The sequence below is a fragment of the Streptomyces sp. AC550_RSS872 genome, from assembly GCF_019049285.1.
In the GTDB taxonomy this organism is placed as follows: Bacteria; Actinomycetota; Actinomycetes; order Streptomycetales; family Streptomycetaceae; genus Streptomyces.
This window is the reverse complement of the sequence record NZ_JAGMUL010000208.1, coordinates 134,750-157,931: the sequence shown is the minus strand read 5'-3', so window position 1 is coordinate 157,931 and position 23,182 is coordinate 134,750. Positions and strand designations below refer to the sequence as shown.

General features: G+C 69.8%; 23 protein-coding genes, 1 tRNA gene and 2 pseudogenes. 3 read left to right on the top strand and 23 right to left on the bottom strand.

The window, feature by feature from the left end; all coding sequences use genetic code 11:
* Positions 1–395: 395 nt before the first annotated feature.
* The 6 genes and pseudogenes from thrB to KUM44_RS44245 all read right to left on the bottom strand — a co-directional run.
* Positions 396–1,316, bottom strand: coding sequence for a homoserine kinase (thrB, locus tag KUM44_RS44270; protein ID WP_217215470.1), 921 nt, complete (start codon positions 1,314–1,316; stop codon positions 396–398).
* A gap of 320 nt (positions 1,317–1,636) precedes the next feature.
* Entirely contained in the window at positions 1,637–2,695 is a 1,059-nt protein-coding gene (gene thrC, locus KUM44_RS44265; RefSeq protein WP_217215469.1) for a threonine synthase, read from the bottom strand.
* Positions 2,696–2,701: 6 nt separating this feature from the next.
* The gene (locus KUM44_RS44260) at positions 2,702–3,994 is read right to left on the bottom strand and encodes a homoserine dehydrogenase (RefSeq protein WP_217215464.1); all 1,293 of its coding nucleotides are present in this window, start codon (positions 3,992–3,994) and stop codon (positions 2,702–2,704) included.
* 170 nt (positions 3,995–4,164) lie between these two features.
* A complete protein-coding gene (gene lysA / locus KUM44_RS44255; protein ID WP_217215459.1) occupies positions 4,165–5,556 on the bottom strand; it encodes a diaminopimelate decarboxylase in 1,392 nt (463 codons plus the stop codon).
* A 17-nt stretch (positions 5,557–5,573) separates the two neighbouring features.
* Entirely contained in the window at positions 5,574–6,731 is a 1,158-nt protein-coding gene (nrtL, locus tag KUM44_RS44250) for an ArgS-related anticodon-binding protein NrtL (RefSeq protein WP_217215457.1), read from the bottom strand.
* Positions 6,732–7,056: 325 nt separating this feature from the next.
* A pseudogene (locus tag KUM44_RS44245) lies at positions 7,057–7,533 on the bottom strand (response regulator); the annotation flags it as partial.
* A gap of 126 nt (positions 7,534–7,659) precedes the next feature.
* Here KUM44_RS44245 and KUM44_RS44240 point away from each other — a divergent pair.
* Positions 7,660–7,731, top strand: a tRNA-Arg gene (locus KUM44_RS44240).
* A gap of 141 nt (positions 7,732–7,872) precedes the next feature.
* Here KUM44_RS44240 and KUM44_RS44235 read toward each other — a convergent pair.
* The 15 genes and pseudogenes from KUM44_RS44235 to KUM44_RS44165 form a co-directional block, all read right to left on the bottom strand.
* Positions 7,873–9,351 (bottom strand): site-specific integrase, encoded by a 1,479-nt coding sequence (locus tag KUM44_RS44235; RefSeq protein ID WP_217215456.1) that lies wholly within the window; start codon positions 9,349–9,351, stop codon positions 7,873–7,875.
* Positions 9,348–9,542, bottom strand: coding sequence for an AlpA family transcriptional regulator (locus KUM44_RS44230; protein WP_217215454.1), 195 nt, complete (start codon positions 9,540–9,542; stop codon positions 9,348–9,350). Before KUM44_RS44230 ends, KUM44_RS44235 begins: the two co-directional genes overlap by 4 nt.
* A gap of 175 nt (positions 9,543–9,717) precedes the next feature.
* Positions 9,718–10,984, bottom strand: a pseudogene (locus KUM44_RS44225) (DUF3631 domain-containing protein).
* 190 nt (positions 10,985–11,174) lie between these two features.
* On the bottom strand, positions 11,175–12,101 hold the full coding sequence (locus tag KUM44_RS44220; RefSeq protein WP_217215452.1) for a bifunctional DNA primase/polymerase: 927 nt from the start codon (positions 12,099–12,101) through the stop codon (positions 11,175–11,177).
* Positions 12,098–12,361 (bottom strand): hypothetical protein, encoded by a 264-nt coding sequence (locus KUM44_RS44215; protein WP_217215450.1) that lies wholly within the window; start codon positions 12,359–12,361, stop codon positions 12,098–12,100. The genes KUM44_RS44220 and KUM44_RS44215 overlap by 4 nt, the downstream gene beginning before the upstream one ends.
* A gap of 90 nt (positions 12,362–12,451) precedes the next feature.
* A complete protein-coding gene (gene ssb / locus KUM44_RS44210; RefSeq protein ID WP_217215443.1) occupies positions 12,452–12,907 on the bottom strand; it encodes a single-stranded DNA-binding protein in 456 nt (151 codons plus the stop codon).
* Between the two features lie 4 nt (positions 12,908–12,911).
* Positions 12,912–13,082: a hypothetical protein gene (locus KUM44_RS44205; RefSeq protein ID WP_217215441.1), complete on the bottom strand. Its 171-nt coding sequence runs from the start codon at positions 13,080–13,082 to the stop codon at positions 12,912–12,914.
* A 14-nt stretch (positions 13,083–13,096) separates the two neighbouring features.
* Positions 13,097–13,405 (bottom strand): hypothetical protein, encoded by a 309-nt coding sequence (locus KUM44_RS44200; RefSeq protein ID WP_217215439.1) that lies wholly within the window; start codon positions 13,403–13,405, stop codon positions 13,097–13,099.
* 220 nt (positions 13,406–13,625) lie between these two features.
* Positions 13,626–15,800, bottom strand: a complete 2,175-nt coding sequence (locus tag KUM44_RS44195; RefSeq protein ID WP_374202131.1) for a hypothetical protein — start codon at positions 15,798–15,800, stop codon at positions 13,626–13,628.
* Between the two features lie 2 nt (positions 15,801–15,802).
* Positions 15,803–17,383, bottom strand: coding sequence for a hypothetical protein (locus tag KUM44_RS44190; RefSeq protein WP_217215435.1), 1,581 nt, complete (start codon positions 17,381–17,383; stop codon positions 15,803–15,805).
* A 93-nt stretch (positions 17,384–17,476) separates the two neighbouring features.
* Entirely contained in the window at positions 17,477–17,719 is a 243-nt protein-coding gene (locus KUM44_RS44185; RefSeq protein WP_217215433.1) for a hypothetical protein, read from the bottom strand.
* A 198-nt stretch (positions 17,720–17,917) separates the two neighbouring features.
* Positions 17,918–18,928 carry a hypothetical protein gene (locus tag KUM44_RS44180; protein WP_217215431.1) on the bottom strand — a complete coding sequence of 337 codons (1,011 nt, stop codon included), beginning with the start codon at positions 18,926–18,928 and terminating at the stop codon, positions 17,918–17,920.
* 4 nt (positions 18,929–18,932) lie between these two features.
* Entirely contained in the window at positions 18,933–19,310 is a 378-nt protein-coding gene (locus KUM44_RS44175; protein WP_217215429.1) for an RRQRL motif-containing zinc-binding protein, read from the bottom strand.
* Positions 19,310–19,639 carry a hypothetical protein gene (locus tag KUM44_RS44170; RefSeq protein ID WP_217215427.1) on the bottom strand — a complete coding sequence of 110 codons (330 nt, stop codon included), beginning with the start codon at positions 19,637–19,639 and terminating at the stop codon, positions 19,310–19,312. Before KUM44_RS44170 ends, KUM44_RS44175 begins: the two co-directional genes overlap by 1 nt.
* Entirely contained in the window at positions 19,636–19,986 is a 351-nt protein-coding gene (locus KUM44_RS44165) for a hypothetical protein (RefSeq protein WP_217215426.1), read from the bottom strand. The genes KUM44_RS44170 and KUM44_RS44165 overlap by 4 nt, the downstream gene beginning before the upstream one ends.
* Positions 19,987–20,653: 667 nt before the next feature.
* Here KUM44_RS44165 and KUM44_RS44160 point away from each other — a divergent pair.
* Complete coding sequence (locus KUM44_RS44160) at positions 20,654–21,409, top strand: helix-turn-helix domain-containing protein (RefSeq protein WP_217215424.1); 756 nt, start codon at positions 20,654–20,656, stop codon at positions 21,407–21,409.
* A gap of 3 nt (positions 21,410–21,412) precedes the next feature.
* On the top strand, positions 21,413–21,886 hold the full coding sequence (locus KUM44_RS44155; protein WP_217215422.1) for an NUDIX domain-containing protein: 474 nt from the start codon (positions 21,413–21,415) through the stop codon (positions 21,884–21,886).
* Here the strand turns inward: KUM44_RS44155 and KUM44_RS44150 are convergent.
* Together KUM44_RS44150 and KUM44_RS44145 are read right to left on the bottom strand one after the other, a co-directional pair.
* Positions 21,874–22,440 (bottom strand): HD domain-containing protein, encoded by a 567-nt coding sequence (locus KUM44_RS44150; RefSeq protein WP_217215420.1) that lies wholly within the window; start codon positions 22,438–22,440, stop codon positions 21,874–21,876. The two genes, KUM44_RS44155 and KUM44_RS44150, sit on opposite strands and share 13 nt — an antisense overlap.
* Before the next feature lies 1 nt (position 22,441).
* Complete coding sequence (locus KUM44_RS44145; RefSeq protein WP_217215418.1) at positions 22,442–22,903, bottom strand: GntR family transcriptional regulator; 462 nt, start codon at positions 22,901–22,903, stop codon at positions 22,442–22,444.
* Positions 22,904–23,182 lie beyond the last annotated feature (279 nt).

Genomic DNA, 23,182 nt, shown 5'->3' with positions numbered 1-23,182 from the left:
GTCGGCCTGTCTGGCTCGGCGACCGGTTGTGCTGTCCGGCTTCGGTCCCTGGTGTGTGGACCGTGCCGGGGCGGTGGTCCGCCAATGCGGCGGAGGAATATCTGGTGATGGCGCTTCCCAGAACCGTGGCACTGAGTGTCTGTGTCACTCGGCTCGGTCGCGCCGGTTCCGGAGCGTGCCCGGCAAGTCGCTCAGTGCCCGCGTACGAGGTACTGCCCGCGTACGTCGTACGAAACACAGTGCGGCTTGGGAGGCTCCCGGAAGAATGTCTGTCCCGGACGGGGACACGAAGCACCTCGCCATGGTGGGGTCGGGTGCAGACTTGAGGTTAACACTACCGGATCCAACAAACATTCCCCCTCTCGAAATCCGGCAAGCGCGCGCTTTTATTCGACTCAGCCGGGCGCAAGCGGCAACACGCTCGCTCCCTGTGCGTCGAGATCGAGCCGGTTCGCGGCCCAGCCCTCGCCTGCCAGATGGGCCACCTTGTCGGCGCTGTCCACGTCGGCCAGCGCGAGCACGGTGGGTCCCGCTCCTGAGATGACTGCCGGGACTCCGTCGGCCCGCAGTCGCTCCACCAGCGCGGCGCTCTCCGGCATGGCCGGTGCGCGGTACTCCTGGTGGAGACGGTCCTCGGTGGCGGGCAGCAGCAGCTCGGGGCGCCTGGTCAGGGCCTCGACGAGCAGGGCTGCACGGCCCGCGTTGGTGGCGGCGTCGACGTGCGGGACGGTGCGCGGGAGCAGGCCGCGCGCGGTCTCGGTGAGGACCGGCTTTCCGGGCACGAAAACCACCGGAACGATGGAATCGGCGGGATCCATCCTGATGGCCCGGGCGGCGCCGGCCTCCATCCAGGAGAGGGTGAACCCGCCGAGCAGACAGGCCGCGACGTTGTCGGGGTGGCCCTCGATCTCGGTGGCCAGCTCCAGCAGGGCGGCGTCGTCGAGCTTGGCCTCGCCGCCTATGGTCACGGCGCGGGCGGCGACGATGCCGGCGCAGATGGCGGCCGAGGAGGAGCCGAGGCCGCGGCCGTGCGGAATGCGGTTGGCGCAGACGATCTCCAGGCCGCGCGGCTGCCCGCCGAGCAGATCGAAGGCGGTGCGCAGGGAGCGTACGAGAAGGTGCTTTTCGTCACGCGGCAGTGTCTCGCTGCCCTCACCCGCGATGTCGATGTGCAGCCCGGAGTCGGCCACCCGGACGACCACGTCGTCGTAGAGCCCCAGCGAGAGGCCGAGGGCGTCGAAGCCCGGCCCGAGGTTGGCGCTGGTGGCGGGGACGCGCACCCGGACGGCGGCGGCGCGGAACGCTGGACCGGCCATCGCTTGATGACTCTCCTTGAGCTGCGTGATGGTCGAAGACATTCGATGACGTACGAGAACCCCTGGGGGCCGCTTCCGGGCCGCGGAGACGGCGCGGCACCGCGCCCCATGCGGAGGCATATGCGGCGGGCGGGTTCGGTACAGCCTATCGAAGGTAGGTTCTGTGGCGACATAGGGCGCACAGGAGGCGCACGATGCGTGTCGTATGCCCCCTGTGCACCCCCTGTAGGGAAATTCCCCAGGCGAGCGCCCTCTTACTCGCTTTCACGAGCCCCGTACGACGGCTCTGGCGACCGCTCTGCGACGGGGTACGGACTCGCCTACGCCAGCCCGAGCCGCTCGGCCGCCGTCGCCGCGTCGACCGGGACGGTGACGGGCTGCGGGGCGCCGGCGACGGCCCAGTCGGGGTCCTTGAGGCCGTTGCCGGTGACGGTGCAGACGATGGTCTGGCCCGGGTCGACCTTGCCCTGCTCGGCGGCCTTCAGCAGGCCGGCGACGGACGCGGCGGAGGCGGGCTCGACGAAGACGCCCTCCTGCGCGGCCAACAGCCGGTAGGCGCGCAGGATTTCACGGTCCGTCACCTCGTCGATGAACCCGCCGGACTCGTCCCGCGCGGCGAGCGCGAACTGCCAGGACGCCGGGTTGCCGATGCGGATGGCGGTGGCGATGGTCGACGGGTCCTTGACGACCTCGCCGCGCACGATGGGCGCGGAGCCGGAGGCCTGGAAGCCCCACATGCGCGGGGTCCGCTTGGCGATGCCGTCGGCGGCGTACTCCGTGTACCCCTTCCAGTACGCGGTGATGTTGCCCGCGTTGCCCACCGGCAGGACGTGGATGTCGGGGGCGTCGCCCAGCATGTCCACGATCTCGAAGGCGGCCGTCTTCTGCCCCTCGATACGCACCGGGTTGACCGAATTGACCAGTGCCACGGGGTAGTTGTCGCTCAGGTCGCGGGCGAGCGCGAGGCAGTCGTCGAAGTTGCCGTCGACCTGGAGGATCTTCGCGCCGTGCACGAGGGCCTGGCCCATCTTGCCGAGCGCGATCTTGCCCTGTGGGACGAGAACGGCCGAGACCATGCCCGCGCGTACGGCGTAGGCGGCGGCGGAGGCCGACGTGTTGCCGGTGGAGGCGCAGATGACAGCCTTGGCCCCCTCCTCCTTCGCCTTGGTGATGGCCATGGTCATACCGCGGTCCTTGAAGGACCCGGTGGGGTTGGCGCCTTCCACCTTGAGGTGGACCTCGCAGCCCGTGCGCTCGGAGAGCACCTGCGCGGGCACGAGGGGCGTGCCGCCCTCGCGGAGCGTCACGACCGGCGTGGTGTCGGAGACGGGCAGCCGGTCCCGGTACTCCTCGATGATTCCGCGCCACTGGTGGGTCATTGCTGGTTACTCTCCTTCAACCCGCATGATGCTGGCGACACCCCGCACGGTGTCGAGCTTGCGCAGCGCCTCCACGGTCCCGGTGAGGGCCGCGTCGGACGCACGGTGGGTGACGACGACGAGGGATGCCTCACCGTCCTTGCCCTGCTGGCGAACCGTATCGATCGAGACACCGTGCTCGGCGAACACGGTCGCCACCTGGGCGAGAACGCCCGGTTTGTCCGCCACGTCGAGGCTGATGTGGTAGCGCGTGACGACGTCACCCATCGGCGAGACGGTCAAGGCGGCGTACGCCGACTCGCCGGGCCCCGTTGCCCCGCTGAGCCGGTTGCGGCAGACGGCGACGAGGTCGCCGAGCACGGCCGAGGCGGTCGGCGAACCGCCCGCGCCAGGGCCGTAGAACATGAGCTGACCGGAGGCGTCGGACTCCACGAACACGGCGTTGTACGCGCCGCGCACTGAGGCGAGCGGATGGGTCAGCGGGATCATGGCGGGGTGCACGCGCGCGGTGACCGACTGGCCGTCCTCGGCCCGCTCGCAGATGGCGAGCAGCTTGATGGTGCAGCCCATGTTCTTCGCGGAGGCGAAGTCGGCGGCGGTCACCTCGGTCATGCCCTCGCGGTAGACGTCGTCGAGGCGCACGCGCGTGTGGAAGGCGATACCGGCGAGGATGGCGGCCTTGGCGGCGGCGTCGAAGCCCTCGACGTCGGCGGTGGGGTCGGCTTCGGCGTACCCCAGGGCGGTGGCCTCGTCGAGGGCCTCCTGGTAGCCGGCCCCTGTGCTGTCCATCTTGTCGAGGATGAAGTTGGTGGTCCCGTTGACGATGCCGAGGACCCGGTTGACCTTGTCGCCGGCGAGGGACTCGCGCAGCGGCCGGATCAGCGGGATGGCACCGGCGACCGCGGCCTCGTAGTAGAGGTCCTTGTTGTTCGCCTCGGCCACGGCGTGCAGGGCGGCCCCGTCCTGGGCGAGGAGCGCCTTGTTCGCGGAGACGACGGAGGCGCCGTGCTCGAAGGCGGTGGTGATGAGGGTGCGGGCGGGCTCGATGCCCCCGATGACCTCGACCACCACATCGATGTCGCCGCGTTTGACGAGGGCGGTGGCGTCGGTGGTGATGAGCGCGGGGTCGATGCCCTCACGGACCTTGGAGGGCCGCCGTACGGCCACGCCCGCGAGCTCCACGGGGGCCCCGATCCGGGCGGCGAGGTCGTCGGCGTGCGTCGTCATGATGCGCGCCACCTCTGAGCCGACAACCCCACAGCCCAGCAGCGCCACCTTCAGCGGACGCGTACGCATCATCCGACCTCGTTTCCTCATACCGTCTACGGTTGCACCAGTCTCACTCACCGGACGGGAGTTTCTGCCCTTCGTCCGGATCGTGAGACATCGATTTCATTTGTACGGAGTGGAAGACAGGAGATCTTCCTCCCGCCTTCCGCCCCGGGTCCTTCTCCTGCCGGGACTACCGACTACCCGACATCGAGACGCAGGAGGTCCTCCTCCGTCTCACGCCGGACGATCACCCGGGACCCGCCGTCGTTCACGGCGACGACGGGCGGCCGGAGCACATGGTTGTAGTTGCTGGCCATGGACCGGCAGTACGCCCCGGTCGCCGGTACGGCGATCAGGTCACCCGGTGCCAGGTCGGAGGGCAGGAACGCGTCCTTCACGACGATGTCCCCGCTCTCGCAGTGCTTGCCGACGACTCGGGCGAGCATGGGCTCGGCGTCGCTCGTCCGGGACACCAGGGCGACGCTGTACTCGGCGTCGTACAGCGCCGTACGGATGTTGTCCGACATGCCGCCGTCGACGGAGACGTACGTCCGCAGCCCGTCGAGGGGCTTGATGGTGCCGACCTCGTAGAGCGTGAAGGCGGTCGGCCCGACGATGGCCCGCCCGGGCTCGACGGAGATACGCGGGGTCCGCAGCCTGGCGGCGTCGCACTCGCGGCTGACGATCTCCGTCAGGGCCTTGGCGATCTCGTGGGGCTCGCGGGGGTCGTCGTCACTCGTGTACGCGATCCCGAGGCCACCGCCGAGGTCGATCTCGGGCAGCTCGACCCCGTGCTCGTCCCGGATGTCCTTGAGCAGCCCGACGACGCGGTGCGCGGCGACCTCGAAGCCGGACATGTCGAAGATCTGCGACCCGATGTGGCTGTGAATCCCGATGAGCTCGAGCCCGTCGAGCTGAAGCGCCCGCCGCACGGCCTCGGCGGCCTGCCCCCCGGCGAGCGGGATGCCGAACTTCTGGTCCTCGTGGGCGGTGGCGATGAACTCGTGCGTATGCGCTTCCACACCCACGGTGATACGGATCTGGACCCGCTGCCGCTTGCCGAGTTCCTGCGCGATGTGCGCGACCCGCACGATCTCCTGGAAGGAGTCGAGGACGATACGCCCGACACCGGCCTCGATGGCGCGGTGGATCTCTTCCTTCGACTTGTTGTTGCCGTGGAAGGCGATGCGGTCGGCGGGCATGCCGGCCGACAGGGCGGTGGCGAGCTCGCCCCCGGAGCACACATCCAGGTTGAGCCCTTCCTCGTGCAGCCACCTGACGACGGCACGGGACAGGAACGCCTTGCCGGCGTAGAACACGTCGGCGTCGGCCCCGAAGGCACCGCGCCAGGCCCGGGCCCGGGCACGGAAGTCGGCCTCGTCGAGGATGTAGGCGGGGGTGCCGTGCTGTTCGGCGAGGCTCTTCACGTCGATACCGCCGACGGTGACGACGCCGTCGGCATCCCGGCCGACGGTCTGGGCCCACACCTTCGGGTCGAGGGTGTTGAGGTCGGCGGGCGGGGCGGAGTAGTGGCCCTCGGGGAGGACGTCGGCGTGGCGGGGCCCGGCGGGGTGTGCGGAACGGCTCATGACTTTCGTGGGCTCTCTCAGAGGTGTTCGGGTGCGTCGATGCCGAGCAGGGACAGGCCACCGGCCAGCACCGTCCCGGCGGCTTCGGCGAGCGCGAGCCGGGCACGGTGGGCGGCCGAGGGTTTCTCCGCACCGCGGGGCAGGACGGCGGGCAGCAGCGGCAGAACGGCATCGGCGACGCTGACGAGATGCCGGGCGAGCCGATCGGGCGCGCGGTGCGCCGCCGCTCGGGCGAGGACGCGGGGGTGGTCGGCGAGAAGGGCGGTGACGTCGTGTCGTACGTCCCCGGGTTCGGCGGCGAACCCCAGGTCGGCGGCGTTACGGCTGAGGGCCCGGGTGCGGGCGTGGGCGTAACGGACGCGGAAGAGAGGGTTGCTCTCACGCTGGACGAGGTGCTCGTCGGTGATACGGGGCCGGTCGTGCCCGGCGGGGTGAAGCAGCGCCCAGCGGGCGGCGTCGCGGCCGAGCGGAAGCGGGTCGGCGGGCGCCGGCACGGGCCGTACACCGACGTCGAGCGGCGCCGGGGCGTCGGCACTGCCATGAGCATCGACCCGCACACCGAGAACGGCCTCCCACTCCGGCTCGGGCCGGCCCTCGCAGCTGGTGCGGACGAGGGCACCCTGGGAGCGGAGGAGACGGGCGAGGACGTCCGTGACGACGACGGCACGGACGTCGTGGGCGCAGTGCAGTTGCAGAACGTGCCCGAAGAGGTCTCCGTGGCTGCTGCACGCGCGGGGCGGGCCCTGCCCGTCAGGCCGACCACGCCCGTCGGGCTCGCTACGGCCGCGGTGCCCGCTGTGCCTGCCGTGCCCGGCGTGCCTGCCGGGCCCGTCGGCGAACCCGTACCGCGTTCCGCGCCGCAGGATCTCCTCGACGAGGGCGGCGGGTGCGGTGTCGCGCAGGCTGATGTTGATGAATCCGGGCCCGGTGACGACGACGTCGGCGACGCCGTCCGCGTCGACGAGGTGCGGCCGCAGAATCTCGGCGACGCGCAGGGACGGCTCCCCCGCCGGGCGGGCGAGCTGGAGGGCGATGTTGGTGGCGTAGTCACCACAGCCACCGGGCCCGGGAACGGTCACCACGGCCCGCTCCGGCACGGCGACGCGCAGCTCCCCCTCATCGACAGCACGACGCACCGCGCGCAGCACGGTACGGGAGAGCTCGACGGGGGTCACGGGACAAGCGTAGGGGAGGAGGGGGGTGGGTATGCGAACGGGTTTGGGCTGGGTCCCGGGATGTGGACGGGTGACGGTAACGGGGCGAGGTAGGCGACGGCGCGGGGAGAGGAGGGGCTGACTGGGGACCGATGCCGTGTCAGGAGCCGGCGCGCCCGGCGGCTTCTCCGGCGGCCCCCAGGACGCCACCGACCACGGCCGCGTCAGCAGTCCTGCCCGCCCGATCTACTCTGTCCAACCGATCTGCCCTGTCCGACCGATCCACCCTGTTCGGCCGATCCACCCTGTTCGGCCGATCTGCCCTGCCCGACGGGTCCGGCCTGTCCACGCCTCTGCCCTCGCCCCCGCCTTCATGCTCCCCCGCCCGCTCCCCGCCCGGGTTCCGCTCGATCAACCGCCGTACGAGGCTGACGAGTTCGGCGGGCTCGAAGGGCTTGGCGAGGAAGGCATCCACGCCGACGTCGAGGCCGGTGTCGACCTCGTACTGGGTGCAGGCGCTAATGATGGCGAGGGGGAGATCGCGGGTACGGAGATCGGAACGCAGTCGCGCGGCGGTGCGCAGCCCGTCGAGGCGGGGCATGACCACGTCGAGGGTGACCACATCGGGGCGCACCTGATGAACGACTTCCAGACACTCGGCACCATCGGCCGCGGTCACCACCTCGAACCCCTCCAGCTCGAGATTGACCCTGATCAGCTGCCGGATGACCTTGTTGTCGTCCACAACAAGCACCCGGCCCGACGCGCCTGGCACAACTCGAGAGTAGGTCGGGACCGGCCACCGCGTCCGGGTTTTCCCCACTTCCACCCCGTGCGGGCGAGCCACCCCAGGTCACGGCAGGTGCCATCGCCCCTTAAACCCGTTCATGAACACCCCCCAAGAGCTGGTAGGGTTCTACCCGTCGCCGCCAAGCAAGGCGCCCGACACGCCCCCGTAGCTCAGGGGATAGAGCAACGGCCTCCGGAGCCGTGTGCGCAGGTTCGAATCCTGCCGGGGGCACTCGCCTGGTCATAAAGTTGAAACGAGACTTGACCAGGGCGGATGCCAGCAGAAAAGGGCGGGAGTCAGTCTCACTGACTCCCGCCCTTTCTCACTCTCTCTCACTGTTTGTGCGTGAGGAGTGCGTGAGCCACGCACGGCTCACTCAGCCTCTGGCAGGTCCCATCCCATGGCCTTTTCGATCATCTTGTTATTCGCCTCCTCGCTGTTGTCGAGACAGCCCGCGTAGTGGCGGTCGATGACCTCCGGGGAGGTGCCCGCGCGGCGGGCCACCTCCGCCACCGGGAGGCCGGAGCGGAGCCAGTCCGTGATGCACGTGGCTCGCCCGTCGTACGGCTTGCGCGCCAGAGGCGACGTGACCTTGTGCGGCGGGAAGGCCAGGGGGCGAGCCTCCTGCCACACGCGCCAGTAGCTGGACGTGCCCACTAGGCCGCCCCGCTCGTTCTGGAACAGCCGGCCGTCCGCCGCGGTGCCGAACTCCTTCACGTGCGCCCGGAGCATCGCCACCAGGACAGGCGGAATCGGCACCGGGCGGTCCGCCTCGGGGTCCCGCATCTTCAGCCCCCGCTTGTCGTGCCGCTCGCCGGAATCGGTCCACTTCTTGCCCGATACGGGGCGTGTTTCCCGAAGGGTGAGCACACCCCACCCCGATTCCGGCAAGTAGCAGTCGTCCAATCGCAGGCCCACGACTTCCGCCGGGCGCATCGCCGCGTACAGAATGCATCCGAAGAAAGCGACCAGACGTCTCCCCCGGTTCCGATGCACCGAACCTACATATGAGACGGCCGTCAGGAACTCCCGCCCCTGCACGGCGTTCATGAGAACTCGCGGGTCAATCGGACCACTTGCAGCAGTCGCGGGCCGCTCCAATCTAGCGATCGGATTTTCGTCCAGATATCCCTTCTGGATTGCGTAGGCGATGGCCGCGTTGAAACCGCGACGGCGCCTCTTGTACGTGTCCTTAGCCGCCAACTTACCGTCCAGCTTGTAGGCAAGTCGATAGTGGACGTCCTCGGCGATAACGGATTCCCTCAACGCCGAGAGAGGGCGGGAGTTCTCGGCAAGCCACGCACAAACCTTTTCCAGCTCCGCCGGGGGCTCCTCGTTCTCGCTGCCCGGCACGACGGCCCACCTGATCGCGCGTCGTACAGCCTCAGGCTCTGGAGCGTCAGGCCTGTCCTCCATCATGCCAAGGGCCGAAGAAGCCAAGCTGTCGGCGAACCCTTCTCGCGTCTTTGCCGCTACCGTACGCCAGCGGCGTTTCATGAACTCACGCGAGAAATTCCACCAATTGGGGTCCAGCTTCTCCTTAGCCTTTGCAGCTTCCACTGCTTCCGCCTGCCGAATCTCCGACTCGGGCAGACCTGACTCCACATCGAATGCTTCACCCTTGCGCACAGCCTTTCGCAGCTCTGAGCGGCGGTTATCGGCAAGCGCGGAAGACGCAAACGATGCGTAGCAGCGATTACCTGCGACGATCCAACGGAGTTGATAAGGGGCGGACTTACTTCTCACCTTACTCACACCCCAGATCCGGACGTCAGATGAAAAGGTGCGCTCTTCGCTCCCATCAGGGCGCTCACTCCCGTGAGCGCCCTGATTCGTCGTGCCTTTGGTCACGCAGCGTCCTCCCGCTCCGTCAACCAACGCTCGTACTCCGACCGCCTAATGCGTACGTCTCCATTCGGGAGCTTGATCGCGCGGGGCCCTTTACCAAGTTGACGCCACCGGTAAAAGGTCGACGGGGGAACTTTCAGATCGGCGATGACTTCTTTGATGGTCATTTTCTCGTCCACCACGCGGGCGCTCATGCCTCCGTCCTCTCTTCTGTTTTGCTCGGGGTCGGGACTCAGCCCTGGAGAATCCGCAACATCCGCCACACCGCAACATCGCTGGTCAGCGGCTTGGATCTGTGGCGGATGCCGGTTGTGTTGCGGATAGGTGCCGCCACGCGTGAACCTGGCGGCACCTGTCGAGTGGGCAGCGTTAGCCGACGCTGCGGAGGGTGCGTGTGTCGGTTTCCGCGAACATGTGGCGGGTTCCGGAAGGGCCTTCCGCCACAGATTCACCCCCGTTGACCTGCGGTGTTGCGGATGTTGCGGATGTTGCGGACTTCTGGGGGTCCGGGGGGGCAGTAGCGGGCCCAGGCGTCGCTGAGGTCTTCCGCGTAGTAGCCCTTGGGGGTCGTGGCTCCGACCCGGATTCCGCGGGGCTTGATGGGGCTGTTGTCGGGGCGCACATACTGGCTGAGGAGCTTGGACAGGGCACGTGCGGTGAGCGGCTTGACGCCCTGTCCGTCCTCGCTCATGTCTGCCCACGGGGCGTCATCGAGGTTGAGGAGGACTTCCAGGATGGCCGCGGTGGGCATCCGGTCCACGCCGCAGAACACCTTGTCGCGCAGGTCGGTCAGCAGGCGTACCCCGAGGGATGCCTGATCGCCCTCGGACGCAGACTTGATGAGCGCCACGCAGGCCGCGCGGGCCCGCGCGGGCCAGTGCCCGCCGGCCGCGTCCGCGACCGCGAGCAGGGGCTCCCACACGTCCGCCGGCCGGTCCGTGACGCCCTCAGGCATCTCCGGCCAGGCTTCGGCGACCTGGTCGTGGATGGTGGCGGTCCATTCGGCGAGCCGGTCGCGCAGGGCGTGGCCCTGCTTCTCGTGGACGCGGCGCCGGTAGGGCTCGCACTTCTCGTTGGGCGCCTTCTTACGCATGCGGATGATGACGGAGCGGGTCAGGATCGTGTCCGGCAGGGAGCCGAGTCCGGCCATGGCGACGGCACAGAACGAGTCGAACCAGCCTGCCTTTTGGTCTGAGCCCTCTCCGACGCAGCGCAGAGACTTGGCGCCGCGCCGGTACCCGGAGTTGAGGAACCCACGGACCTCTTCGTTGCCACCCGCCTTGGGGCCGAAGACGGTATCGATCTCATCGAAGAGAAGCGTCGGGGTGCCCTCATCTGCGGCAACCAGCCGAAAGAGCGCATTGGCCGAGGCGTTGACGGTGGTCGCGGCGCGCGGGGTCAGAGTCTCGATGATCTCCAGGGCCCGTGACTTCCCTGACCCCGGTTCGGGGCTGAGGAAGGCGATGCGGGCGGTGCCGTCGAGCGCGTCGATGAGGTGGGCGTGCGCGTCCCACAGGGCGACGGCGACGTAGGCGTGTTCGGTAGGGAAGACGTTGAAGCGGCGGTGGAACGCTTCGACCTCATCGAGCAGTGCGGCGCCGTCGATGGACGGGGCAAGCGTGGTGGTGTCAGTCATCGGGCGTTCCTCCCTTCGGTGTTGCAGGGTGGGCCCGACGTGCGGGACGTCGGGCAGAAGAGCTGAAAGGACGCCCTTCGGGCGACCTTCTTTCGGTCGCCCACCGCCCTCGTGCGAAAGGACACGGTGGCGTCCTGCGGCCCGTCGGGGGCGGGGGCGAGGCAATCCAGGAGGGGGGAGCAGGCGGCGATCACGCGGCCTCCCGCGGTGTGGCGTGGGCGAGGATCCAGTCCATGGCGCTGCGGATGGTCGTGCGGCACTCGGCAGCCGGCAGTCCCGTCGACTCCCCCGCGGCCTGGATTGCCTCCTCCACGGCGTGCCGGGGGATGTGTCCCCAGGCCACGAACCGGGCCACCTTGCACGTGCTCTTGTGCAGCGTGGCGTTCCGGCCGTCGGGCCCGCCCTCGGTGGCCGCCGCCACGACCGCGCATTCGCGTTCCAGGGCGGTGCGCGCGGCTTTGGTGCCGTCCCGTACCGGCGTGAGCGCGGGCGGGCGGACCGGTTGCGTGGGCTCGGCGAGCAGGGCGGCCAGCCATGCGGGCAGCGGCGCCACGGGGGCCGCCTCCGCGACCTCGTAGGCGCCCTGCCCGGTGGTGCTGCCGGCGGCGACGACGTAGCCGCCCCATGCGCGGGTGTCGATGCGCGGGCCGAGCCGCTTCACGCTGCACTTCAACCGCACCCCGGCCGGGGCGGTGAAGTACAGGTGTCGTCCCCCACTGGGAGTCCGCACCTGATAGGTGTACGGATGGGGCTCTCCGGTGCGCTCGCAGAGCGCCTTGAAGGAAGTGGCGCCGTCAGGCGCTCCTTCTTGCTCTTCCGCCTTGGGCACGTCCAGATCGATGACGAGCAGCCCGGCCGGGCCGGTCGCGATCCCCACGTTGTAGGGCCGGTGGGCCCATGCCGCGTGGATGAGGTTGGGGTCGGTGGTGGCGCGCTGTTCCGGGGTGCGGTGCCCGGCCGAGCACCGCCCCGTACGGGGGCAGGCCCGTTCGGGGTGCCCGGCGGGCCGCTTGGCGCCCGCGACCAGCGGGATGACGGGCCAGCCGCGCTCGCCGCACAACAGCGCCGCGGACAGCAAGTGCAGGGTCTCCAGGGACACCGTGAGGGACTCGCTCATGCCGCCACCCCCAGTGCGGGTGCGGCGAGGTGGGTGAGGGCGTGGCGTCCGATCCACTGGGTGTAAGCGGGTGGGATGCACTCGCGGATGCCGTCGCGGTTCATCCACGGCACCCCGAGCACGCGGCGGGCGAGGTCGACGCCGGTCACCTCGAACCCGGCGTCGACGTAGCCCTTGGCGGCGCCGCCCTGGCAGCAGTACAGGTCCAGCAAGCGTGGCCGGTGGCCGCGCACTCGCCGGATGAGGGCAGGTTGGGTCATGCTGGAGACCTCCAACAGGTCTGGTAAGGACTGGTTGGCAAGGGCGGCCCCGTGATCTTTGGCGAGAGTGGGGGGCCGCCCTTGGCGCAGCTAGAACGGGGGTTCGGCGTCCGATGCGGCCCCGGCGGAGCCGTTGGCCGCGGCCCACGGGTCGCCACCGGACGGGCCGTTCTGGGCGGTCCGCTTGCCGTTGATGGTCACGGTGGTGAAGCGGACCGAGGCGCCGATGTCGTCGACCTCGACGGCGAGCATCGAGCGGTTCTCGCCCTCCGGGGTCTGCCAGTCGTGCTGGCGCATCCGGCCGGCCGCCACCACACGCGAGCCCTTCCTGAGGCTGTCGGCGATGTGTTCGGCGAGGGTGCGCCAGGCGGCGCAGCGGTAGAAGGCGGTGGTGCCGTCCTTCCACTGGTTCGAGGTGCGGTCGAAGGTGCGCGGGGTGACGGCGATGGTGAACTTCGCCAGGGCCGCGCCGCCCTCGGTGAACTTCAGTTCCGGGTCGTCGGTCAGGTTGCCGACCAGGGTGATCGGGGTCTCTCCAAACGACATGCGATTACTCGCTTTCGGGTGTGGTGGGGCGGTGGTCGGAGGTGAAGTACAGGCGGGTGCGCTTGCGGTCGCGGGTGGGGTACTGGCGTGCCGGACCGGTGTCGAACGCGGCGGCCAGGGCCTGGCTGACGCGGTCGACGTCGTCCGGCTCGCAGATGACGCGGATCTCGAACACGAGGCTCCTTGGCGTCACTTGGAGCGGGCGAGTTTGAGGGTGATGCCGCCGACGCCGATGGGCCCGGCGGCTCCGGCGATGACGGTTGCGGTGTGGGCGGCGACGTCCATCAGCCAGCACAGGGCGGCGACGACGCCCCACGTGCCGAGCGCGGCGGCGCCGACGATGGCGAACGGCAGTAACAGCCGCCGCCAGGGGAAGCCCTGGGTGGTGGTGTCCTGGACGACGATGACGACGGGCTGTCCGGTGGCTTGTGCGCGGTTCCAGGTGTCGGCGGGGATGTGCGGGGCGAGGTGTCCGGGCGGTTCGCGGTGGTCGCGCATGTGGTGCTCCCTTCCGGCGAGCCGGGATAGGGCAGGCGCCCACCGGAGAGGTTCCGGCGGGCGCCTGCTGGTTACGGTGTGTGGTTGTACTGACTACTGGCTAGTGGCTACCGGCAAGCACAAACAGGCTGCTAGAGGCCCCTGGTGGCCAGTAGAGGGCCGTTCTACTGCCTAGTGGCAAGTTGCCACTAGCCAGTAGCCGGTAGCCGTGCGTGAGCGTTCAGGCGTGGTCGGGGTGGACGTAGACCGAGTGCGGTCCGTTGTCCCGGTAGACCAACTCGCCCCGCTCGGCCGCCGCCTTGAGCGCGTCGCGGACGGCCTGGCGACTGCGGCCCACGCGGTCGGCGACGGCGGACGGCTTCATGCCCGCCGCACCCGCCGATGCGATCGCGGTGATCGCGTCGGGCAGCCAGTCCGGCCCGCTCTCGCGCTGCTGGCCAGTGTTCGACTCCCGCTCCTCACGCAGAGCGGACAGGTTCAGCCCTTCGCGCTGCGGCCGTTCCAGCTCCGGGCGCGGTGCCGGGTCGGAGTGGTCGGGCTCGTCGGTGGTGCCGAACTGCTCGTCGATCTGGCCCATGAGGGCGTCCACGAGCCGGTCCACCTCCGACCCCGACCCCGCCTGTGGGGTGGGCGGGGTGTCCCGCTCGTTGCGCAGGGCGGACAGGTTGAGCCCCTGGCGCCCGTTGCCACGGTCGTGGCCGGGGGTGATGGGGGTGGGTTGCGGGTTGCCCATCCAGGCGATGCGGTCCGCGTCCCACCGTCGGGCGTACGCTTCCCCGGCCGCCTCCGCGGAGACCGCGTCGAGGCCGGGGTGGCGCTCGGACGTGGCGGCGACGATCTCGCGGATCTGGCTGGGCAGGATCCGCCAGCACTTGAACAACCCGGCCGGGGATTCGGGGGTTCCCATGAACCCGGCCCCCTTGTAGGGGGCTTGGTCGACCTTCAGGCCGCGGCTGCCGGGGAAGAGCTTGCCCAGGTCCATGCCTTCCTTCTCGCCGCCGGTCAGCGCGACCCTCACCTTGGCCTCGCGGCGGATCATGAGGTTGCCGAGCACGGAGCCGGTGGAGCCGAGCGCGGTCAGCACGGTGCGGATGCCCATCGCGCGCAGCATCCGGATCACTTCAAGGATCTTCGCCGCGAGCTTCTTCAGATCCTTGTCGGTGCTGGTGAGGATCTCCGCGCCCTCGTCGATGACCAGCATGATCTGCGGGATCGACGGGCCGATCGGCAACAGGTCGGTGTCCTCCCGCGCCATCAGGGACTGATAGGCGATCTTGCGCTGTTTGCCGATCCGCAGCAGCGCATCCAGCATCAAATGGGCCTCTTCGACCGTGCCCGCCAGCCAGTCGATCCCGGGGCGCAACGGGCGTTCCCCCGGCTCCGGTTGGTGCTGGAGGGCGGGCAGGACCCAGGACAGGCCGGCCGATCCTGCGTTCAGGTCGATGACGAACGTGAGGACATCGGTGGCGCGGGCGAACCCGGCCAGGATGACGTGGACCATGTTGGTCTTGCCCGACCCCGTCGGACCCACGACCAGGGCGCACTGCTCGCGCAGGTAGGTCTGGATCTGCTCCGCGTTCGAGCGGTAGCCCCACGGGATGCCGGTCAGCACCGACAGGGGGGCGTAGTCGGCGGGGTAGGTGGTCTCCCGTTCCAGGGCGTTGACGGTGGCCACGTCGATCAGGGTGCGGCCCTGGTGGATGCCGGGGCCGGCGGTGGCGGTGCAGCCGTGCGGCAGGTGCGCGTCCGCCGACAGTGCCGCCGCGCGGGCGGCGATCTGGTCGTAGGTGGTGCCGCCGGGGAGTTCGGCGTCGATGGTGAAGCCGGTGCCGGTCGGCCAGTGTTCCACCGCCAGGACCCGCACGGTCAGGCTGCACACCCGCTGGATGCGGTCGATCCACTCCTCGGCGATCGCGCGGCGCTCCTGGGACAACTCCAGCGCGACCGCCCGCTCTTCGGCGTGCAGGGCTTCCTCTTCGCGGGCTTCCTCGTACAGGTTCGTCGACCGCGTGGCGGTGCCGACGCCCACCCCGATCACGGCGAGGGAGCCGAGGGCCTGCCAGGTCAGCGGGCCGTCGGTGACGGCCCAGGTGGTCCATCCGGCGCCAATGAGCCAGGACGCGGCGCGGGCGGCGATGGTCCGGCCGGCGTTGCGCAGGCGGATGCCGGCGGCGGTGTGGCCGATGGCTCCGGCGGCGCCGACGGCGAGCGCCCAACCCGGGGGCATGGAGGTTGCGGCGCCGGTGGTGGCGACGGCGAACATGCCGGTGGTGGCGGACAGGGCGCCGGTCACGGGTCCGTGACCGGCCGCCCAGTCCCACACCGGGCCACTCACGGCTTCTACCTGCGATTCGCTGTTGTTCTGCTTGGTCATGGTGGCCTCGGTGGCAGTCATGGTCAGACGTTCCAGCCCTTCTCGGCCTCGGTGCCGTTGCGGGGGTCCTCGTGCCGGGCGATGTCCTGCGCGTGCACGTTGCGGAACAGCGGCACCAGGGTCTCGGCCGCATCCACGCCGTTGAGGAGCATGCGGTGGATGTCGTCGAACGCTCCGGCGACGTCCTTCTCGAAGGCGAACTCCTCATCCGAACGCTCGGCCAGGATGCGGAAGGTGTTGGCGACCGATAGCAGCGCGGTGGGCAGGTTGTCGATCATCGCGAGAACTTCCATGTTCCCGTCGGGCTCGTAGGTGCGGGCGGCGTTCTCCATCTCGGCTGCGGCCTCTTCGAACTTGAAACCAGACACGTTGATGGCCTCCTGAGCAGACGTGGGAGCGGTGGGGATGATCCGGGCGGGGCGCGCGACGCGGTCCCCGATCTCGTTCGGGTCGCGGTCGGCTTCGGCCTCTTCTTCGGCCTGCTGGGCACGGATGCTCTCGTCGCGGGCGGCCCGCTGCTCACCGGCGGCCAGCATCAGGCGCCGATACAGGCGGCCTCCGGGGTGCATCAGCCACCGCCAGCCGAGACGGCGCCCGAGCGGGGTGGTGATGCAGCCCAGCACCCCGACCGCGCCCGCGGCGAGGGCGGCGAGCAGGCGGCGGCCCTGGAAGCGGGCCGCGGAGGCCAGCAGGCCTCGGCGGGCCCGGCGCCGCGCGGGCGCCCGGCGTACGGCGGCCCGCCGGTCGGCGATCTGCTGCCCGGTGCGACGATCGCGTGCGGTGCGGGCCCGGTTGACCAGCGCCCGCATGCCCGCCCCGGTACGGCCCGCGGCCCACCCGGCGGCCCGCCGGGCCAGACCGCGGCCGGGTGCCTGTGCGGCCCGGTTGGCGCGGGCGGCGGCGCGCGCGTCCCGGCGGGCATCGGCCACTGCCCGACGGGCGTTGGTCTGTTGCTGCCGGGCGGCCGAACGGGTCGGCGTCTGCGCCCGGTTGGCCTGCCGCAGGGCGCGTACCTGCCCGAGCCTGCCGGTATTGGTCCACGCCCCCGGGGTGCGTGCGGTGCCTGCCGCGCGTGCCGCGGCAGACCGTGACCCGGTGCGGGCAGCGTGACGTCCCGCGCCCTGACTGCCGGCCCGTCCACCGGTCGAAAGGCCCGTCCCGGTGCGGGAGGCGCCACCGCTGCCGCGTCCCCGCCGGCCCGCGCCCGAGCCCGTGCCCCGGCCGCTACCGCGCGAAGCGGAGGCTCCGGTGGTGCGGCGGGAGCCGCCGCGCGGTGTGCCGGGCATGGTGGACGTCGTCGTACGGCGTTCCTGAGCGGTGCGCCGGTGGGCGCGGACCGCGGCGGCGGTGCCCAGGACGGCAGCGCCGCCCGCGGCCACGGCCAGCGCGACCGGTCCGCCGCCGACCAGGGCGGCCGTGGACACCGCGCCGACCGCACTGTTCGTGCCGGACAGCGTCAACGGCAGTACCGGGATACCGCCGGGCGTGTGCGCCGGCTCCCGCCGGGCAGCGGGTTCGGGCGCTTGCTCGCGCGGCGGGGGCGGCTCGGGCGGGGGTTCGGTGGCAGCCGGGTGGGCTACCGGTTCGGTGGTCGTGTCGGTCATGCTGACGGCACTCCTTTAGTGGAGGAGGGCAGGGCCCGGACGCGCGCTTTGGACGGCCTAGCGTCCGGGCCACTGCACGAGGTGAGGTACTGGTCAGAGCTGGTTGGGCTCCAGCAGGAAGAAGCCGACCGAGGCGCCCTTCAGCCGGGGGTTCTGCGCGGTCACGGCCTGGTAGATGGCCAGGTAGGCGTCCTGGCGGGTGGAGCCGGGCGGGGGCGTGAAGGTGCCCTCCTGGGTCATGGAAAACTGCCCCGGCTTCTCCAGCGTGATCACGAAGTGGTGGGTGCCGTGCGCCTGCTGAGCGGCGGCGGGGGCCTGGACGGTGGGTGTGGTCACGGTCGAATCTCCCGAGTCTCAGATGGCGGGGTGTGCTCGGTACAGCTCGCCGGGTCTGCACGGCCGGGTCTGCGAAGGTGCCGCTCGCCGGGGCTCACCGGGTCTGCTTCACTGGTGCTCGACTGCTTCCGGCAGTCGCAACGAGGGCCAGCCCACTAGTCCTGGGCTGGTCCTCATTGATGTGTGCCGGACGCTGGCTTACGGCTGTGCGTCCTCCGCCTCGATCAGCGCGGCGTACGCCTTGCGCACCCGCTCCTCCTTCGCCGAGAAGCCCGCCGCGCGGTACGCGGCCAGCGCCTTGCGATAGGACAGCGGGGGGTTCTCGGAGTGGCGCAGCCACCGCAGCACGACGGTGAGCTGTTCCTCGCTCAGCGGCTCGCCCGGCTCGGGGGTCTCGACGCCGGCCACGGCCGCCACCTGAGCAAGCCCCGACCAGTCCAGCGGGGTGTGTCCCGCGTCCTGCGGCGTGGGAAGTTCCGGCGCCGTGGACACGGGGCCGACCTGCGGGGACACAGGGGACACACCCGGGGACACACCCCCCTGTGTCCACTGACCCAGCACCCGGGCCAGGTCCTCATCCGAGAACAACGCCGGAACCTCCTGCGGGACATCGGCCGCGGGGTGCTCGGTCATGACCTCGGCCAGCTTCTCGGCCGCCTTGTGGCGCAGCTTCTGCGCCTTGCCGCGGGCCTTGCGCTCCTCGCCCTCCAGCGCGGCGGCCGTCGTGTGCCGGTCGGCCTTGGCACGGGTCACCGCCCGGCCGATCGCCACCTGATCCCGCGTCGCGCTGCGCACCGCGTCGATCTGCTGCTGTGCCGCGGGGGAGATCCGGGTGGCGTCCCGCTCCACCGCCATGATCAGCGTGGCCTTGGCAGCGGCCGGAACCACCGCGCCAATGACCGCGACGACCACCGTGGCGTACAGCAGGCCGTGGGTGAACAGCACACCGACCGAGGTGACCAGGAACAGCCACCCCAGCGTGGCGGGCAGCGTCGCCTTGGAGCCCTGCCGGCGGTGCGCGGTCTCCATGGCCAGCGCGTACAGCCACACCGCGTCGTAGATACCGGCCACCGTGTACGCGAGCGGCTCCGGGGCCTGACGGGAGAGGATCTCACCCACCGCGTACACGGTCCAGCCCAGCGACAGGCCGGTCAGCCCGGCCGGCAGACTCCAGTGCACCGCCTGCCGGGCGGCCTTCATCCAGTCCATGTGATCACTCCTTGTACTGGTCGTCGGGGTACGCGCAGGGGACGCAGACCCCGAGGGATGCGGGAATGACATATCCGGCGTCCCGGCGGCACTGCGGGCAGGTGCGGCGAGCGCGCATCGCGCACGCCAATGCCCGCCGCTTCGCCGGCGTCATCGGCCGCACCGGAAGCGCCTTGTCGAGCCGGTAGAGGTAGGCGACCAGAGGTTCACGCCGGCAGCGTGGCCGGAGCACCTGGGCTGCGATCGGCTGTCCGCCGGGGCGCAGACCGCGGGCCCGTAACTGCCGTCTGGTCGCCAACCCGTCGGGCGCGTAGCGCCACGGGTAGGTGGGGATGCCGTGCCGGGCTCCGGTCGGGTCAAAGCACTTGCCCAGCGCTGCCATCAGGCCCCCGCCCCGACCGGCGCCGCGGCGGGGACATCGGCGTAGCCCACCAACTTCACCGTGGCGCCCGCGTACTCGCCGGACGCGAGCAGGACGCGCGTACGGCCCCCGCTCTGCGTGCGGTGCGTCACCGCGTCCGGGGCGATGCCCAGCGCATCGCGCCACGCCTCGAAGTCGGCCAGGTCGCCGTGGAACGACAGCTCCAGCCGATCGGGCCAGATGGTGGACACCTCCACGGCCGGCGCCGCCAGGTGCCCGAAGTCCCGGGCGAGCAGACGCAGCACCCGCAGCGGCAGGGCCAGGTCATCCAGCGTCAGACCGTCGCTCATGCCGCAGCACCCCGGCGCACCGAACGGCGGCGGGCGGGGCGGACCAGCGGGACCACGTTGAACAGGTCCGGGTGCTCGTCGACCACCCGCGCGGCCAGGCGGATCAGGTCGTCGGGCAGGCTGCGGTACTCGGGATCGGTGAGGATGTCACGGGCTGCGTCCAGGCGGGCCGCACGCTCTGCGCAGATCGCGCACAGCCTGCCGCCCTCGTAACGGTTCTTGCAGGGCGCGCATTCCTCGTCGGTCTCGCCCTCGACCCCGAGCCACAGCTCAAGCGGGGTGCCCAACGCCAGTTCCGCGAACTCCGTTGCGGTGACAGCCTGATGACCGGCAACGATGTACTTCATGGAGGTGACTCCTCACAGTGGAACGGCACGCCGCCCGGAGGTGCCTCGACGGGCGGCGTGCCGTGGGAAAGGAACCGCACCGGATACGGTGCGGGTGGGACCTTCGAAAGTCCTCATCAAGCGGGCAGGCCACCGACGTTGCTGTCGGCGCCCTGCCCGCATGACGAGTGACGGGAAAGCCCGTCACTGTCGTCTCGCGGCTACCGTCTGCGCCTTGCTCCGCCTCCTTTGGACGGCGCGCGGTCACCGCGTCGCTCAGTCGTCACTCGCTGAGTCGATCTCCCTGGAATGGCTACCTGTCATGGACCGGGTGCAGCCCAATCACCGGGGTTCCCGCCGATCCGGTCCCTGGGTGTACGCCCCGAGGGTCAGACCAGCGGCTTAGCCGATGACACCGATCGATCCGTGAAGACGACGGGCTTTTACGTCTCCCCTGCCGCTCGAACCGCGTGTAAGCGGGTCCGGCGGGGTATGCAGTACCTGTTTTACAGGTACTGCATAGGGGGCCGTCAAGTACGGCGGCCGAACTTCTTGGCTTTGCACCAGGACTTCTTGGTGCACCTTCAGAATCAGTGCAGGTCAGGGGAGTTGGTTACCCCATGCGTGGACAGCTCCGGTTGATCTGGCTACCGTCAAGAGCTCCCTAGAGCTCCCATCGGGGGTGGAGATGTCCAACGAGCGTCTTCGGTCGGCCCTCTTGGCGCAGAACATGACCATTCAGCAGCTCGCCGAAGAGATCGAAGTCAACCCAAAGACGGTTGAGCGCTGGATCACGCAGGGCAAGGTTCCTTACCGGCGTCACCAGTACGCCACGGCGTCCGTCCTGAACGTCGACGTGACAACGCTGTGGGACGACACGCGATCACTCGACAGTGCAACCGACCTGAGCAAAGCGGAGATTGTCACGGTCTACCCGCATCGCCACGTCGTACCGACCGACCTGTGGCGGGAGATGTGCGAACGTGCCAAGGAGCGCATCGACATCCTGGTCTACGCGGGAATCGGCCTTGCGGAAGACCCGCGCTTCCTGTCGGTCCTCAAGGCGAAATCTAAGAGCGTCGCGATTCGCGTGCTGATGGGCGACCCCGCGTGCGAGGCCGTCATCCGGCGCGGCATCGACGAAGGTCACCGCATCATGGACGGAAAGATCCGCAACGCTCTGGTCAACTACCGCCCTCTGTTCACCAGCCACCCTGAGATCACGTTCCGCCTGCACGACACCGTGCTCTACAACTCGATCTACCGTGTGGATGACGAGATGCTCGTCAACACGCACGTATACGGCATCGGTGCCTACCTGGCTCCGGTGCTGCACCTGCGGCGGCTCCCTGGGGGCGGGCTCTTCGACACCTTCGCCAACAGCGTTCAGCAGACGTGGGAGGGTGCAAGGCCAGTGACTGAACACGACATCACAGGAGCATGAGGCATGGGACGCATCGACTACCTTCACGACCCCGACGCCCCGCCGGCCAACTCGGTGGTGCCGTCCGTCGTGGCATTCGTGCAAAACGATGCGGGACAGGTGCTGATGATCCAGCGGTCCGACAATGGCCGTTGGGCACTGCCCGGCGGTGGGCACGACGTGGGCGAGTCCATCAGCGACACCGTGGTGCGCGAGGTCTGGGAAGAGACGGGCATCAAGGCCGAAGTCGTCGACATGTCCGGGATTTACACCGACCCCGGTCACGTGATGCAGTACGACGACGGCGAGGTGCGTCAGCAGTTCAGCATCTGCTTTCGCGCGCGGCCGGTCGGCGGTGAACTCCGTACGAGCAACGAGACGACTCAGGTCCGTTGGGTCGACCCAGCGGACCTGACGACGTTGGACGTACACCCCACGATGCGACTCCGGATCGAGCACGCCATGGACCAGACGCGCACGACCCCCTACATCGGCTGACGCTTCGCGGCGGCGACCCGTTCGAGCACGCGGGATGTGCACGCCAAGATCTCGGGTTCGGCCCGGCGGATGAACTGCCCGATCAGGCTGTCCGGCCCGTACCGTCCGGTGATCTCGTTGACCCGATCGATCGGGTTCGTGGGCGTGCCGTCCGGCGTGGTGTTCATATCGCAGAAGCAGAGCGCGTCATTCAGATGCGAGCTCTCGCGGGGGAACTCACCCTCCAGCTCCTCACGCAAGCCGCGCGCTTCCGCTTCCATCCATGCACAGGAGTGGTGGGCGACCAGGTTGATGACTCGTTCGTCAGCGTCGGCCACGTCCCGGAGGTAGCGCGCGCCGTCCAGCGGGTGAAAGCCCGTCTTGGCCAGGTCCGGCGCATAGCCGATGTCGTGCAACACCGCCGCGGCCTCCAACAGCTCCGCGTCCTGGTCAAGAACGAGCGCGATCGTACGCGCCCTCTCGGCTACTCCGAGACAGTGCTTCCAGCGCCGCGGAAGCGGCTCGGCGAGCAAGGACTCAGCCAGGGGATAGGCCCACTCCGTCAACGTCGGCAAGCTACGAACGCTCCTCTCGCGTCGGCACGGCACGGACCGTCCGCACCTTGCCTTGTCCTCCCCCCGCCAGCACGCCGGCGGTCTCCAACTTCTCCAGTGCTTTGGTCACCGTGGGGCGTGAGACCCCGAACCGGTCGGCCAGCGCGGAAGCGCTCGGGAAGGCTTCCCCTACTTCGAGCCCCTCACCCGTGATGATGTCCGCGATCCGCTGCTCTAGCGGGCGCCGGTCAGCTCGCGCATCCGCGCGTACGACACGCCACCGCCCCCCCGGCACCGGTTCGGCTACGCCCTCTTGCCGTAGCACGGCGAACGCGCGAAGAGCGACGCCGCGCGAGATCTTGTGGTCACGCATGACCTCAGCCAGAGACGGAAGCTCCGTCATCTCCGGGGCTTCCTCGATCTGCCGCTTCACTGAGTCGGCAATCTTCAGGAAGGTTCCCCGAGGGTTGGCCTGCTGCGGCACTCGCCCTCCCTCTCCGTCTGTCCGTCGGCACCTCAAGACTCCAAGAGTTCAAGACTCCCACGATTCGCGACCGCTGCGGAGGGGGGTCCGCTCCCTCTCGCGACCTAGATCGGAACAGCGAGTGCGTGAGCAGTGCGTGAGTCCACGGTTCGAAGAGTCGAGAGTCGGCTAGAGCGCAGGTCAGGGCCACTATGAGGACCGTCATGCGCATGCTCTCCGGAGCCGTGTGCGCAGGTTCGAATCCTGCCGGGGGCACCTTGCATGAGGTGCCCAAAGACC